Here is a 13,307-nt window from a genome sequence, read left to right on the forward strand (position 1 = left end):
GCCAAAAGGAGAACGGATGAACCAAGACGAACGCAAAACGGCCGCGCGGCGGATGATGCTCCTCATCGCCGCCGCAGGTGTGATCATCGGGCTGTACGGCTTCCGGCTGATCTTTCTGCAGCTGGTCAACGGCGACAGCTTCAAGGCGCAGGCCACCAACACGACCGATTATAAATTTACCGTCACGGCCGCCCGCGGCGACATCGTGGACAGCAAGGGCGAGCGCATCGCTTCCAGCGTGACGGGCTACAACGTGGTGCTGAACAAGCTGCTGATGGGCGACGAAGATCTGGACGCTCTGCTCCAGAAGCTGGTCGGCCTGCTGGGCGAGAACGGCGAGGGCTGGAACGACAGCCTGCTCATCGGGCAGGCAGATGCCGCCGGGCACTATGCGTACACGGCGGAGAGCGACAACGCCGCCGAGCAGCGCTCCCTTGCCGCCATGAAGGAGAACCTGGGCCTGCAGCAGTATGCCACCGCCGACGATGTGATGGAAAAGCTGGTGGAGGACTATGACCTTGCCGATTTCTCTTTCTACTGGCAGCGCATCCTGGGCGGCATCCACTACGAGATGCAGCTGCAGGCGTTTTCCAACGTCAACAACTTCATTCTGGCGGAAAACGTCAGCGAGGCCACCGTGGCCACCATCAAGGAGAACAGCCTTACCCTGCCGGGCGTGGAGATCGTGGAGACGAGCGCCCGCAGCTACGAGCAGGGCACCGTTCTGCCCCATGTGCTGGGCCGGGTGGGCAAGATCACGGCCGAAAAGTGGAAGGTGACCGACGAGAACGGTCAGGTGACCTATCCGCTCAAGGAAAAAGGCTACAACATGAACGACGTCATCGGCATTTCCGGTCTGGAATCTGCCTATGAGGACGAGCTGCGCGGCAAGGACGGCGTGGAGACCATCACCCGCAACTCGGACGGCGTCATCGTGAACACGGCCCTGACCACCGTGCCGGAACCGGGCCACACCGTCCAGCTGACCATCGACAGCGAGTTCCAGAAGGCTGTCGATCAGGCGCTGGCAAAGAACGTGGAGTGGATCCGGAACAGCTATGCGGACAGCAAGCAGGCCAGTGCCGGTGCGGTCGTCGTCATCGACGTCAAGACCGGCGGTGTGCTGGCAGTGTCCAATTACCCCAGCTTTGACCAGAACCTTTACGCCGCCAATTACAGCGCATACAGCGAGGACGAGAACATGCCCCTGTTCAACCGCGCATTGCAGGGCCTGTATACCCCCGGCTCCACCTACAAGCCCAGCGTGGCAGTGGCGGCGCTGGATACGGGGCTGATCAACCGGTATTCCACGGTGCTGTGCAACGGCGTCTATACCTATTATAAGGATTATCACCCCAAATGCACCCGCCATGGCCACAGCGGCAACATCGACGTCGTGACCGCCATCAAGTGGAGCTGCAACATCTTCTTCTACGATGTGGGTCGGCGCCTGACCAGCGATGTCTACGACGCCTATGCCTACAAGCTGGGCTTGGGCCAGCGCACCGGCGTGGAGGTCAGCGAGGCGCTGGGCCGCCTGACCACCAAGAACGACTCCAACTACACCGAGTCGCTGGACGTGCAGGCCGCCATCGGCCAGGGCAACACGGCGGTCACGCCTATCCAGCTGGCGACCTATGCCGCCACGCTGGCCAACCGCGGCACCCGCTACCGCACCCACTTCGTCAAGGCCATCCTCGACTCCAACACCGGCAAGACGCTGGAAGAGACCCAGCCGGAGGTCATGGATGTCGTCGAAGACAAGGGCGAGACCTTCGACCTGGTCAGGGAAGGGATGCTGGGGGTGGCCCAGACCATCCCGGCATTGGCCAACTATCCTCACACCATCGCCTGCAAGACCGGCAGCCCCCAGCGCAGCGAGGGTTACTATGCGGGCAGCACCTATAAGCACTACACCAACGCCGCCATGATCGCCTACGGCCCGGCAGAAGACCCGGAGATCGCCATCGGCATCGTGGTGGAATACGGCGGTGCCGGTGCCCGCACCGGCACACTGGTGGCGGATATCTTCAACGCCTACTATGCGATGAAGGACGGTACCCTGACCGTGGACGAGGCGGCAGCAGAGTCGCAGGCGCAGCCCGAAACGGCAGCCGATGCGGCCGAGACCCCTGCGGACGGCGCGGCCGACCCTGCCGCCGGGGAGACAGAGGATGCCGGGCAGAACGACGCAGCTGCGGCTCCGGCGGATGCCGCAGCCACGGCAGGCGCGTGACGATAATGCGCGGATTTCGGTGGAAATTGGAGAAACTCCCGAAAAAATCGGCGCTTTTGTCCAAAAACCTGTTGTAAAAAGAGAGAAACTATGATACTATGATATGTGCAAGGAAATGGCCCAGCACATGGGGAACGTAAAGGAGAGGTTGACCGATGACGATTGCACTGATCGCGCATGACTCCAAAAAGGAGCTGATGGTTCAGTTCTGTACGGCGTACTGCCGGATCCTGAGCCAGCATAAATTGGTGGCCACCGGTACGACCGGCAAGATGATCGCCGAGGCAACGGGCCTGCAGGTCCAGCGGTTCCTGGCGGGCATCCAGGGCGGCGACCAGCAGATCGCGTCCCGCATCGCCTGCAACGAGGTCGATCTGCTCCTGTTCTTCCGCGACCCCATCAATGCAAAGCCCAGTGAGCCCAATGAGATGACGCTGCTGCGCCTGTGTGATGTGCACAACATCCCGCTGGCCACCAACATCGCCACCGCAGAGGTGCTCATCCATGGTCTGGAGCGCGGCGACCTCGACTGGCGCGACATCGTCCACCCCCAGAACAGCTGAGATCAAAAAGAAAGAGGCTCTGGACCGAACGGTCCGGGGCCTCTTGTGCATTTCCGGGCAGCATCAGAACTGGAGCTCTTCGGCCAGGTCGGAAAGCTCATCGGGCGAGAAATCGCCCAGCGGCAGGATGAGCCGGGCCAGCGTCTGCTGCGGCAGAGCGGCCAGAGCGGCGCTCTCGTCGCTGGCTGCATCGGCGGCGGGCAGCAGGTGGCTCACGCCGTCTGCATCCGTCTCCACCCGCGCATGGTGGCCGGTGGCGATGTACTGGATGCCCAGCCGGTCGGCAGCGGCCAGCAGGGCAGGGAAGCGCAGGTCGCCGGGCAGCGCTTCTTCGGCCAGCTGGCTTGCCAGCTCAGAAGCGTTCAGGGTGACGCACTCGATGCCGAGGGCCTTGGCCGCGTCCTTTGCGGCCTGCACGGTGTCGTCGGCGTCGGTCAGGCGGACCACTGCGCCCGCCACAGCAAAGCCCTGCTGCTGCAGGATGCGGACGGCGGCCCGGCAGCCTCTGCCGCCGCACAGGCCCACCAGGACCTTATCCTGCTCTTCGTAGGTGTCAAACCCGCTGCCGGGCAAAAACGTATCGCTCATCGTCCCTGTCTCCCTCCGTGTGCCTGACTTTGTGCCACGGCCAGCTGGTCGCAGCGCTCATTCTCCGGGTGGCCTGCGTGGCCCTTGACCCAGACATAGGTGATCTTGTGCCGGGCCTCCTGCTCCAGCGCCTGTTCCCACAGGTCCGGGTTCAGGGCAGGGGAGCCGTCGGATTTTTTCCAGCCCCGGCGCTTCCAGCCTTTGGCCCAGCCTTTTTCCAGCCCGTTGATGACGTACTGGCTGTCGGAGCACAGGCGCACCTCGCAGGGCTCTTTCAACTGGCGCAGCGCCTCGATGAAGGCCGTCAGCTCCATCCGGTTGTTGGTGGTGGACGCGTCGCCGCCGCTGAGCTCCTTCTCGTAGACCTTGCCGTTGAAACGGTAGCGCAGCACCGCACCCCAGCCGCCGGGGCCGGGGTTGCCGCTGCATGCGCCGTCGGTGTAAACTTCAACTTGTTTCATGTGGTTCTCCCGGTGTGTTGTTGTAGATGCTTCTATTTAGAGCCATTTTTCCGTTTCTGTCAAGAGGGAGACGCATAATTTGCTGCCGCACAGCCCAACCTTGGAATTGACAAAAAGGGTGAGAAATACTATACTGTTTGTAACAAAATGCGTATAGGGGTGCACCGGAGGGGTGCGCTCAGGGGCTGCACGGCTGCGCCGCGGTCGCATCGAACAGATGGACTGACAGGCTGCAATGTGCTGCGCAGACCCGACTCTGCGCTCGTGAAACGGCGCTGAAACGATAAATTCTATACGATGGTTTGATGGAAGCGGCAGAGCTTGCCCGCTTCTTTGTGAGGACAGGCCGCCCGCAGAACGGGCGAGCCTGCGTTTTGTGATTGATTTTTTGGAGGTACGAATGGCACAGGCAAAGGAACAGAGCCAGACCATGGCACAGGCTCAGAACAGAAACACGGAATCCACCGGCGAAAAGCGGCCCCGCACCCGCCGCCCCTATTATCAGCGGCGGCCCCGCCGCCCGCAGCAGCCCAAGGAGGCCGCTGTGCCCATCCACATCTACCCGCTGGGCGGCCTGGGCGAAGTGGGCAAGAATATGACGGTCTATGAGTGCTGCGGCGATATGATCATCGTGGACTGCGGCCTCGTCTTCCCGGACAGCGACATGTACGGCGTGGATCTGGTCATCCCGGATTTCACCTTCGTGGTGCAGAATAAGGAGAAGATCAAGGGCCTGCTCATCACCCACGGCCACGAAGACCACATCGGCAGCATCCCCTATCTGCTGCAAAAGTTCGATCTGCCCATCTACGGCACCCGCCTGACCTGCGGCCTCATCCGGAACAAGCTGGAAGAGTTCGGCCTGGCAGGCAAGACCAAGTTCGTGGAGATCACCCCCAAGCAGAAGCTCAAGCTGGGCTGCTTTACGGTGGAACCCATCCATGTGAACCACTCCATCCCGGATGCGGTGGCCTTTGCCATCGACAGCCCGGCAGGCACCATCATCCAGACCGGCGACTTCAAGATCGACTATACCCCGCTGGCCTGCGGCGTCACCGACCTGACCACCCTGTCCGAGTACGGCCAGAAGGGCGTTCTGGCCCTGCTGAGCGACTCCACCAATGCCGAGCGTCCGGGCTTTACGGCCACCGAACAGAAGGTCGCCGCCGGTGTGCGCAGCCTGTTTGCCCGCGCCCGGAACAAGCGCATCATCATTGCGACCTTTGCATCCAACATCTACCGCGTCCAGCAGATCATTGACCTGGCCGTGGAAGATGGCCGCAAGGTGGCATTCAGCGGCCGCAGCATGGTCAACAACACGGCCATGGCGCAGGAGCTGGGGTATATGCACATCCCGGAGGGCACCCTCATCAGCGTGGAAGAGCTGAACCAGTACCCGCCGGAACAGGTGGTCCTCATCACCACCGGCAGCCAGGGAGAGCCGCTGAGCGCCCTTTCCCGCATGGCTTCGTGCAGCCACCGCCAGGTCCGCGTCGGCCCCGGCGACTTTATCATCATCTCCGCCAACCCCATCCCCGGCAACGAGAAGAGCGTGACCAAGATCGTCAACGGTCTGCTGCTGCTGGGCGCGGAGGTCATCTACGAGAGCATGTATGATGTCCACGTCTCCGGCCACGCCTGCCAGGAGGAGCAGAAGCTGATGCTCACCCTGACCCGGCCCAAGTATTTCCTGCCGGTGCACGGCGAGTACAAGCAGCTGAAAAAGCATGCCCTCACCGCCGCAAGCCTCGGCATCCCCACCAGCAACATCCTCATCGCAGAAAACGGCTCCAACGTCATCCTGACCAGGGATGAGATCAAGCTGGGCGAACCGGTCACGGCCGGTGCCGTCATGGTGGACGGCCTCGGCGTGGGCGATGTGGGGAATGTGGTCCTGCGGGACCGCAAGCACCTGTCGGAGGACGGCCTCGTCATCATCGTGGCCACCGTGGACAGCAAGACCGGCAAGGTGCTGGCCGGCCCCGATCTCGTGAGCCGTGGCTTCGTCTACGTGCGCGAGAACGAGAGCCTGATGGACGGTGCCCAGAGCATCGTAGAAAACGCGCTGGACCGCTGCGTGGACGAACACGTCCGCGACTGGAACAGCGTTAAGACCCGTGTGCGCGAGGCGCTGAGCAGCTATATCTACCGCCGCACCAAGCGCAGCCCGATGATCCTCCCCATCCTGATGGAGGTCTGATAGAGGCCGCCCGACGCGGCGGCAGATCAGGAGGCAGAAGATTTGATGAAACGAAAACCGAGATGGACGCTTGAGATACTGACCGGCGCGCTGGCCGTTCTGTGCGGCCTGCTGTTTCTGGTGCTGCTCGTCCAGCGCCCGGCGGGCTGGCCGGTGCTGGTGGTGCTGGTGGTGCTGTGGGGCATCGGGATGGGGCTTTTCCGTTACCGGCTGCGCAGCTGGCTTGCGCGCTGGGTAACGGGCGGGAGTTTTGAAAACTCCAAGACCCAGTACAGTCTGGAATCCCTGTCTCAGCCGGCGGCGGTGCTCTCCGGCGAGACGGTGCTGTGGTATAACACCGCATTCCGCCAGCGACTGCTGGGCGGCGAAGACCGTCTGGCCAGCCGGGCGCAGAAGCTGCTGCCCGGCCTGGACCTGCAGCTCTGCCGCACGGCGGACGGTCAGCAGCTCAACCTGGCCGACGGCGTGTGGAGCATCCACAGCTCCACGGTGCCGGGCCAGAGCGAGAGCGTCACGCTCCTGATCTTCAACGAAGAGACCGCGCTGCGCCGGGTGGAGGCCGAGTACAAGGCCAGCCGCCCCGGCTACATGGTCTTTCTGGTGGATGGCTACGACGATGTCTTCAGCGATATGCTGGATAGCGAGCGCGCCCGCCTGCTGGAGGGCATCAACCGTGTGCTGGAGGATCTGATCGGGCGGGGCACCGGCTTTCTGCGCCGGGTGGCCAGCGGCCGGTATATCGCTGTGGTGGAAGAGCGCCATCTGGAACAGTACGCAAAGCGCGGCTATGATGTGCTGGATAAGATCCGCGCCCTCGACCCCAGCGTGAACCTGTCCATCTCCATCGGCATCGGCCGCGGGGCCAAGACCCTGCGGGAGGCGCAGGATATGGCGGTGCAGGCGCTGGATATGGCGCAGGGCCGCGGCGGCGACCAGGCCGCCGAGATGACGCCGGACGGCTTCACCTTCTACGGCGGCGTCAGCCACGGCGTGGAAAAGCGGAGCAAGGTCCGCAGCCGCATCGTGGCCGACCAGCTGGTCAAGCTCATCAAGGAGGCCGACCATGTGGTCATCATGGGCCACCGGATGAGCGACCTCGACGCCATCGGCGCGGCAGAGGGTGTGCTGCGCATCTGCAAGATCTGCGATGTGCCCGCCGTCATCGCTGTCCGCCGGGACGCCACGCTGGCAGGTTCCCTCATCGACGCTCTGGTCCGGGCCGGGCAGGAGGATGACTTCATCGACCCCAAGGGGGCGCTGCCCATCGTCTCAAAAAAAACGCTCTGCATCGTGGTGGATACATACCAGACCGGCCTCGTGGAGAGCAAGGAGATCCTGGAAAAGTGCGGCAAGGTGGCCGTCATCGACCACCACCGCAAGGGCGTCGGCTTCATCGAGAACCCGGCTCTGGTCTGCCACGAGCCGTATTCGTCCTCGGCCAGTGAGCTGGTCACGGAGCTGCTGCAGTACGTCGGCACCCGCGACGACAAGCCCAACCGGGTCGAGGCCGAGGGCCTGCTCTCCGGCATCATGCTGGACACCCGCGACTTCACCCTGCACACCGGTGTGCGCACCTTTGAGGCCGCTGCGGCCCTCCGCCGCTATGGCGCGGAGACCGAGCGGGTCCGCCAGCTGTTCGATGTGACGATGGTGGAATACAACGCCAAGGCCGCGCTGGTGGAAGCAGCCCAGATGTACAAAGGCTGTGCCATCTCGGTGGGCGGCGAGCTCGCCCCGGAGGCCCGCGTGGCCGTGGCGCAGGCTGCAAACGACCTGCTGACCATTCAGGGCGTCGATGCCAGCTTCGTGGCCGTTCCGGTGGGCACGGGTGTGAACGTCTCGGCCCGCAGTCTGGGGGCTGTGAATGTGCAGGTCATCATGGAGTCGCTGGGCGGCGGCGGCCACCAGACCATGGCGGCGGCCCAGCTCAAGCACATCACCCCGGAGGCGGCGCGGGCACGTATCCAGACCGCCATCGACCAGTACCGGGAGTCGCAGAAAAAGAGCGCCCCAGATACGAAAAAATGAGGAAAGGGGAATCTTCCCATGAAGCAGTATGATTATCTCATCGTGGGTGCCGGTCTGTACGGCGCGGTGTTTGCCCACGAGGCGAAGAAGGCCGGCAAGCGCTGCCTCGTCATCGACAAGCGCGGCCACATCGCGGGCAACATCTACACCGAGCCGGTGGAGGGCATCAACGTACACCGCTACGGCGCCCACATCTTCCACACCAACAACAAGGCCGTGTGGCAGTATGTGAACCAGTTCGCGGAGTTCAACCGCTACACCAACAGCCCGGTGGCCAACTACCACGGCGAGATCTACAACATGCCCTTCAACATGAACACCTTCAACAAGATGTGGGGCGTGGTCACGCCGGCCGAGGCCAGGGCCAAGATCGAGCAGCAGAAGGCCGAAGCGGGCATCACCGAGCCGAAGAATCTGGAAGAGCAGGCCATCAGTCTGGTGGGCACCGACATCTACGAGAAGCTGGTCAAGGGCTACACCGGCAAGCAGTGGGGCCGCCCCTGTACCGAGCTGCCCGCGTTCATCATCAAGCGCCTGCCCGTCCGTTTTACCTACGACAACAACTATTTCAACGCGCTGTATCAGGGCATCCCCAACGGCGGCTATACCGCTCTGGTGGAGAAGATGCTGGATGGTGTGGAAGTCCGCCTGAACGTGGACTATCTGGCCGAGAAGGCGTCTCTGGACAAACTGGCGGAGAAAGTCGTCTACACCGGCCCCGTCGATGCCTACTTCGGCTATCAGCTGGGCGCATTGCAGTATCGCAGCGTCCGGTTCGAGACCGAGGTGCTGGACACCGACAACTACCAGGGCAACGCCGTCGTGAACTACACCGACGCCGAGACCCCCTACACCCGCATCATCGAGCACAAACACTTTGAGTTCGGCACCCAGCCCAAAACGGTCATCAGCCGCGAGTACAGCGCCGAGTGGAAGAAAGGCGATGAGCCGTACTACCCCGTCAACGACGAGAAGAACGGTGCGCTCTACGCTGCATACAAGAAATTGGCCGATGCTGAGCCGGGGGTCATCTTCGGCGGCCGTCTGGGCGAGTACAAGTACTACGATATGGACAAGGTCATCGAGGTAGCACTGTCGGTGGCGGAAAACGAACTGGCATAACAGCAGGTTCCCGGCCGCACGAGGGAAAAGCACCCGGCGATGCGGTCGGATATCAAGTTGACGGAAGCGGTCAATTGCTGTATACTAGAACTTACAAGAACGGCACCGGTTTTTCCGGTGAGAAGTGAGGGATACTATCATGAAAGTGATTCTGAAGCAGGACGTCAAGGGCATTGGCAAGAAGGACGAGATCCATGAGGTCTCCGACGGCTACGCCCGCAACTTTCTGTTCCCGCGCAAACTGGCCGCTGTGGCCGACGCCAGCGCGGTGAATATCGCACGCGGCAAGGAGGCTGCTGCGGATTTCCACGAGGCCGAGACGGTGGCTGCTGCCCAGGCTCTGGCGGCGAAGATCAACGGCAAGACCGTGACCATCAAGGCCAAGGGCGGCGCATCCGGCCGTCTGCACGGCAAGGTCACCGGCAAGGAAGTTGCCGAGGCTCTGGCCCAGCTGGCCGGTGCTCCCATCGACAAGAAGAAGATCGAGCTGGAGACCAAGGATATCAAGGACGCAGGCGTGTTCAACGCCAAGGTGCGTCTGCATGTCGGTGTCGTGGCTTCCTTCAAGATCATGGTGGAAGTGGAGCAGGCCTGATTCCAAAATGCCTGTCAGCGCCCCCTCAGTGCAGGGGGCGCTTTTTGGGTTTCTGAGAGGAAAACGATACCATGCCGAACGAACGACATTATACCAATGAACTGAATCTGGAGAGCGTGGGCATCAACCTGCCCTACAACATGCAGGCCGAACAGAGTGTGCTGGGCGCGGTGCTGCTCAAGCCGGATACCCTGACCGACCTGGTCGAGATCATCCGGCCGGAGATGTTCTACACCCGCCAGAATGCACAGATCTATTCCGAGATGCTGCGGCTCTTCACGAGCGACCAGACCATCGACTTCGTCACCCTGCTGGACGCAGTCATCTCGGACGGCGTCTTCCCCAGCGCGGACGAGGCGAAAGTCTACCTGACCGGTCTGGCCGAGACGGTGCCCAGCATCTCAAACGTCAAGGCCTATGCCCAGATCGTGCAGGAAAAGTATCTGGTCCGCCAGCTGATGGGGGTGGCGAAGGATATCTTGCAGGATGCGGGCGATGAGCCGGACGCGGACCTGCTGCTGGAAAACGCCGAACAGCGCATCTACGAGATCCGCTCCGGGCGGGACTCCAGCGCACTGACGCCCCTTTCTTCCAGCATGGTGGAAACGCTGACCAACCTGCAGAAGATCAGCGGCCCCGATGCCGACAAATACAAGGGCATCCCCACAGGGTTCCGCCTGCTGGATACCGTCCTGACCGGTCTGGGCCGCGGCGACCTCGTCATCCTGGCTGCCCGCCCCGGTATGGGCAAGACCAGCTTTGCGCTGAACATCGCCACCCGCGTGGCCATGCAGCAGAAGGTACCGGTGGCCATCTTCAGCCTCGAAATGACCAAGGAACAGCTGACCAACCGCATCCTCTCGGCGGAAGCTGGCATCGACAGTCAGGCGTTCCGCACCGGTGCCCTTCGTGCCGAGGACTGGGAGTATCTGGCCATGGCGACCGAGAAGCTCCACGATGCGCCCATCTATATGGACGACACGTCCGGCATCACCATCACCGAGATGAAGGCGAAGATCCGCCGGGTCAATCAGGACCCCACCCGCCCGAACGTTGGGCTCATCGTCATCGACTATCTGCAGCTGATGACCACCGGCCAGCGCACCGAGAACCGTGTGCAGGAGATCAGTTCCATCACCCGGAACCTCAAGATCATGGCCAAAGAGATGAATGTGCCCATCATCGCGCTGTCGCAGCTGTCCCGTGCGGTGGAAAAGCAGGGCAACAATTCCAGCCACCGGCCGCAGCTGTCTGACCTGCGTGACTCCGGTTCCATCGAGCAGGATGCCGACTGCGTCCTGTTCCTCTACCGCGATTCCTATTACGCCAGCCAGAATCCCGACGGCGGCGAGGTGGACGCCGACACCGCCGAGTGCATCGTGGCCAAGAACCGCCACGGCGAGACCAGCACAGTGCCGCTGGGCTGGGATGGCGCGCATACCCGCTTTATGGATGTGGATTTCAAACGCTGATGAACGAGATCGTGGAAAAAGTGCGCGCCTTCGCGCAGGAAAACGAGCTGTTCGCGCCGGGGCAGCGGCTGTGCGCCGCCGTTTCGGGCGGGGCCGACAGCATGGCGCTGCTCCGGCTGCTGTTGCTGTTCCAGCCGGTGTTCGGCTACGAGCTGACGGCCTGCCATGTGAACCACGGCCTGCGGGGAGAGCCCGCCGACCGGGACGAAGCCTTTGTCCGCGCCGAATGCGCCCGGCTGAACGTGCCGCTGCGCGTGTTCCATCCGGCTGACGTGGGCGCTGCTGTTCCGGCGCATCCAGGGGAGGACTGGGCGCGGAAGCTCCGCTATGCCTGCTTCGATGCTCTGCGGGCCGGTGGGATAGATGCGGTCGCTACCGCCCATACTGCTACTGACCAGACCGAGACGCTGCTGTTCCGGCTGGCGCGGGGGGCCGGTCTCCACGGCGCAGCGGGCATCCGGCCCAGCCGCCCCGGCTTCTGCCGCCCGCTGCTCTGCCTGACCCGCGCGGAGACCGAGCAGGTCTGCACGGCATGCGGCCAACGCTGGGTGACGGACGAGACGAACGCCTCCGATGCCTACGCCCGCAACCGGCTGCGCCACGCGGCGCTCCCGGCCCTGCGCTCGGTGAACGAGGCAGCGGAGGAAAATTTCGCCCGCTTCTGCGAAAAGGCCGCCCGCGCGGATGCCTACTTTGCACAGCGGGCGGAAGAGCTGCTGGAAGACGCGGAAGTCCTGCTGCCGCCCGCCCTCCCGGCGGGGGCACGGTATGCGCTGCAGAGCGGCCGGCCCGTCTGGGGGCTGGAAGGGCTGCAGGAGGCCGACCCGCTGATCCTGGAAGCTGCTCTGCACAGTCTGGTGGCCCCGGTGCGGGATGCGGAGGAAAAATACATCCGCCTGCTCAGCACTCTGGTGGAGCAGGGGAGCGGGGCCGTCCAGCTGACCGGAAGCGTCCGCTTCTGCGCGGGCGGCGGGGTGCTCTGGATGGAGAAAATGCCCGCCGCGGCAGCCCCGGACGACCCGGCGGCTGCGGTGCTCCCGCTGCCGTTTGACCCGGTAGGACCGCTGGAGATCGCCCTTCCGGGGGGCTGGATGCTCGCAGCCCGGCAGATTCCGGGCGGTTTTCAAGAAAAAACACAGGGTGTTCATAAAAAAGACTTAAAAAATCAGGCAGATTATGCTAGAATAATAATGCTATATTCTGCGCTCACGCTGCGCTGCCGCCAGCCGGGGGATACGTTCCGCCCGGCGGGACGCGGCATCCGCAAAGAGCTGCGCAAATGGATGAACGAAGCGGGCATCCCGCCCGAAGAACGAGACCGTCTGCCGCTGCTTGCGGCGGGGAGCGAGGTCGTGTGGGTCTGCGGTGCAGGCTTTGCCGACGGGCTGGCTCCCACGGCGGACAGTGAAAACGTCTTGCAGATGGAAGCGCAAAAAATGGAGGAACAACAATGAGTATGCACGACGATATCGAGAAAGTTCTGGTCAGCGAAGAACAGCTGAAGGCCAAGGTCGCGGAATTGGGCGCCCAGATCAGCAAAGACTACGAGGGCAAAAACCTCGTCCTTGTCTCCATCCTGAAGGGCTCGGTGGTCTTCATGGCCGACCTGATGCGGGCGGTGAGCATCCCGTGCAGCATCGACTTCATGGTGGTGTCCAGCTACGGCGGCAGCAACACCACCTCCAGCGGCCTGGTCAAGATCATCAAGGATCTGGACGGCGACCTCTCCGGCAAGGATGTGCTGATCGTGGAGGATATCCTCGACACCGGCGTCACCCTGTCCAACCTGGTGCCGATGCTCAAGATGCGCAACCCGAACTCCGTGAAGATCTGCACCATCCTCGACAAGCCCAGCCGCCGCAAGGCCGACATCCAGCCCGACTACGAGGGCTATCAGGTGCCGGACGAGTTCGTGGTGGGCTATGGCCTGGACTACGATGAGAAATACCGCAATCTGCCCTATGTCGGCGTGCTCAAGCCCGCTGTCTACGAAAAATAAGTAAGAATAGAACTGGAGTTGATCCCTTTTGCAACCGAAACGA

General features: G+C 62.7%; 11 protein-coding genes. 9 read left to right on the forward strand and 2 right to left on the reverse strand.

Features of this window, described 5'->3' with window-relative positions:
- The first annotated feature begins 16 nt into the window (after nt 1-16).
- Both DWY95_RS01625 and mgsA read left to right on the forward strand, forming a co-directional pair.
- Entirely contained in the window at nt 17-2,236 is a 2,220-nt protein-coding gene (locus DWY95_RS01625) for a penicillin-binding transpeptidase domain-containing protein (protein ID WP_118551773.1), read from the forward strand.
- A 155-nt stretch (nt 2,237-2,391) separates the two neighbouring features.
- The gene (gene mgsA / locus DWY95_RS01630; protein WP_097792602.1) at nt 2,392-2,799 is read left to right on the forward strand and encodes a methylglyoxal synthase; all 408 of its coding nucleotides are present in this window, start codon (nt 2,392-2,394) and stop codon (nt 2,797-2,799) included.
- A 63-nt stretch (nt 2,800-2,862) separates the two neighbouring features.
- Here the strand turns inward: mgsA and DWY95_RS01635 are convergent, their stop codons facing one another.
- Both DWY95_RS01635 and rnhA read right to left on the reverse strand, forming a co-directional pair.
- The gene (locus DWY95_RS01635; protein WP_118551775.1) at nt 2,863-3,387 is read right to left on the reverse strand and encodes a hypothetical protein; all 525 of its coding nucleotides are present in this window, start codon (nt 3,385-3,387) and stop codon (nt 2,863-2,865) included.
- Nucleotides 3,384-3,848 (reverse strand): ribonuclease HI, encoded by a 465-nt coding sequence (rnhA, locus tag DWY95_RS01640; RefSeq protein WP_097792600.1) that lies wholly within the window; start codon nt 3,846-3,848, stop codon nt 3,384-3,386. Before rnhA ends, DWY95_RS01635 begins: the two co-directional genes overlap by 4 nt.
- Before the next feature lie 400 nt (nt 3,849-4,248).
- On the opposite strand from rnhA, the gene DWY95_RS01645 reads away from it, so the two are divergent.
- The 7 genes from DWY95_RS01645 to hpt all read left to right on the forward strand — a co-directional run bounded on the left by DWY95_RS01645 (nt 4,249) and on the right by hpt (nt 13,264).
- Nucleotides 4,249-6,048, forward strand: coding sequence for a ribonuclease J (locus tag DWY95_RS01645; RefSeq protein WP_118551777.1), 1,800 nt, complete (start codon nt 4,249-4,251; stop codon nt 6,046-6,048).
- A 45-nt stretch (nt 6,049-6,093) separates the two neighbouring features.
- Complete coding sequence (locus DWY95_RS01650; RefSeq protein ID WP_118551779.1) at nt 6,094-8,076, forward strand: DHH family phosphoesterase; 1,983 nt, start codon at nt 6,094-6,096, stop codon at nt 8,074-8,076.
- Nucleotides 8,077-8,094: 18 nt separating this feature from the next.
- Complete coding sequence (gene glf / locus DWY95_RS01655) at nt 8,095-9,198, forward strand: UDP-galactopyranose mutase (protein ID WP_097792597.1); 1,104 nt, start codon at nt 8,095-8,097, stop codon at nt 9,196-9,198.
- 139 nt (nt 9,199-9,337) lie between these two features.
- Nucleotides 9,338-9,793 (forward strand): 50S ribosomal protein L9, encoded by a 456-nt coding sequence (gene rplI, locus DWY95_RS01660; protein ID WP_097792596.1) that lies wholly within the window; start codon nt 9,338-9,340, stop codon nt 9,791-9,793.
- A gap of 71 nt (nt 9,794-9,864) precedes the next feature.
- Nucleotides 9,865-11,265 (forward strand): replicative DNA helicase, encoded by a 1,401-nt coding sequence (gene dnaB / locus DWY95_RS01665; protein WP_097792595.1) that lies wholly within the window; start codon nt 9,865-9,867, stop codon nt 11,263-11,265.
- The gene (gene tilS, locus DWY95_RS01670) at nt 11,265-12,719 is read left to right on the forward strand and encodes a tRNA lysidine(34) synthetase TilS (RefSeq protein ID WP_118551781.1); all 1,455 of its coding nucleotides are present in this window, start codon (nt 11,265-11,267) and stop codon (nt 12,717-12,719) included. Before dnaB ends, tilS begins: the two co-directional genes overlap by 1 nt.
- Nucleotides 12,716-13,264 carry a hypoxanthine phosphoribosyltransferase gene (gene hpt, locus DWY95_RS01675; protein ID WP_097792593.1) on the forward strand — a complete coding sequence of 183 codons (549 nt, stop codon included), beginning with the start codon at nt 12,716-12,718 and terminating at the stop codon, nt 13,262-13,264. The genes tilS and hpt overlap by 4 nt, the downstream gene beginning before the upstream one ends.
- Nucleotides 13,265-13,307: the final 43 nt, after the last annotated feature.

This window comes from Faecalibacterium sp. AF28-13AC (genome assembly GCF_003478405.1).
Taxonomy (GTDB): Bacteria; Bacillota; Clostridia; order Oscillospirales; family Ruminococcaceae; genus Faecalibacterium; species Faecalibacterium prausnitzii_E.

Coding starts and splice junctions, on each gene's coding strand:
- DWY95_RS01625 (WP_118551773.1), top strand. CDS start 17: ATGAACCAAGACGAACGCAAAACGGCCGCGCGGCGGATGATGCTCCTC.
- mgsA (WP_097792602.1), top strand. CDS start 2,392: ATGACGATTGCACTGATCGCGCATGACTCCAAAAAGGAGCTGATGGTT.
- DWY95_RS01635 (WP_118551775.1), bottom strand. CDS start 3,387: ATGAGCGATACGTTTTTGCCCGGCAGCGGGTTTGACACCTACGAAGAG.
- rnhA (WP_097792600.1), bottom strand. CDS start 3,848: ATGAAACAAGTTGAAGTTTACACCGACGGCGCATGCAGCGGCAACCCC.
- DWY95_RS01645 (WP_118551777.1), top strand. CDS start 4,249: ATGGCACAGGCAAAGGAACAGAGCCAGACCATGGCACAGGCTCAGAAC.
- DWY95_RS01650 (WP_118551779.1), top strand. CDS start 6,094: ATGAAACGAAAACCGAGATGGACGCTTGAGATACTGACCGGCGCGCTG.
- glf (WP_097792597.1), top strand. CDS start 8,095: ATGAAGCAGTATGATTATCTCATCGTGGGTGCCGGTCTGTACGGCGCG.
- rplI (WP_097792596.1), top strand. CDS start 9,338: ATGAAAGTGATTCTGAAGCAGGACGTCAAGGGCATTGGCAAGAAGGAC.
- dnaB (WP_097792595.1), top strand. CDS start 9,865: ATGCCGAACGAACGACATTATACCAATGAACTGAATCTGGAGAGCGTG.
- tilS (WP_118551781.1), top strand. CDS start 11,265: ATGAACGAGATCGTGGAAAAAGTGCGCGCCTTCGCGCAGGAAAACGAG.
- hpt (WP_097792593.1), top strand. CDS start 12,716: ATGAGTATGCACGACGATATCGAGAAAGTTCTGGTCAGCGAAGAACAG.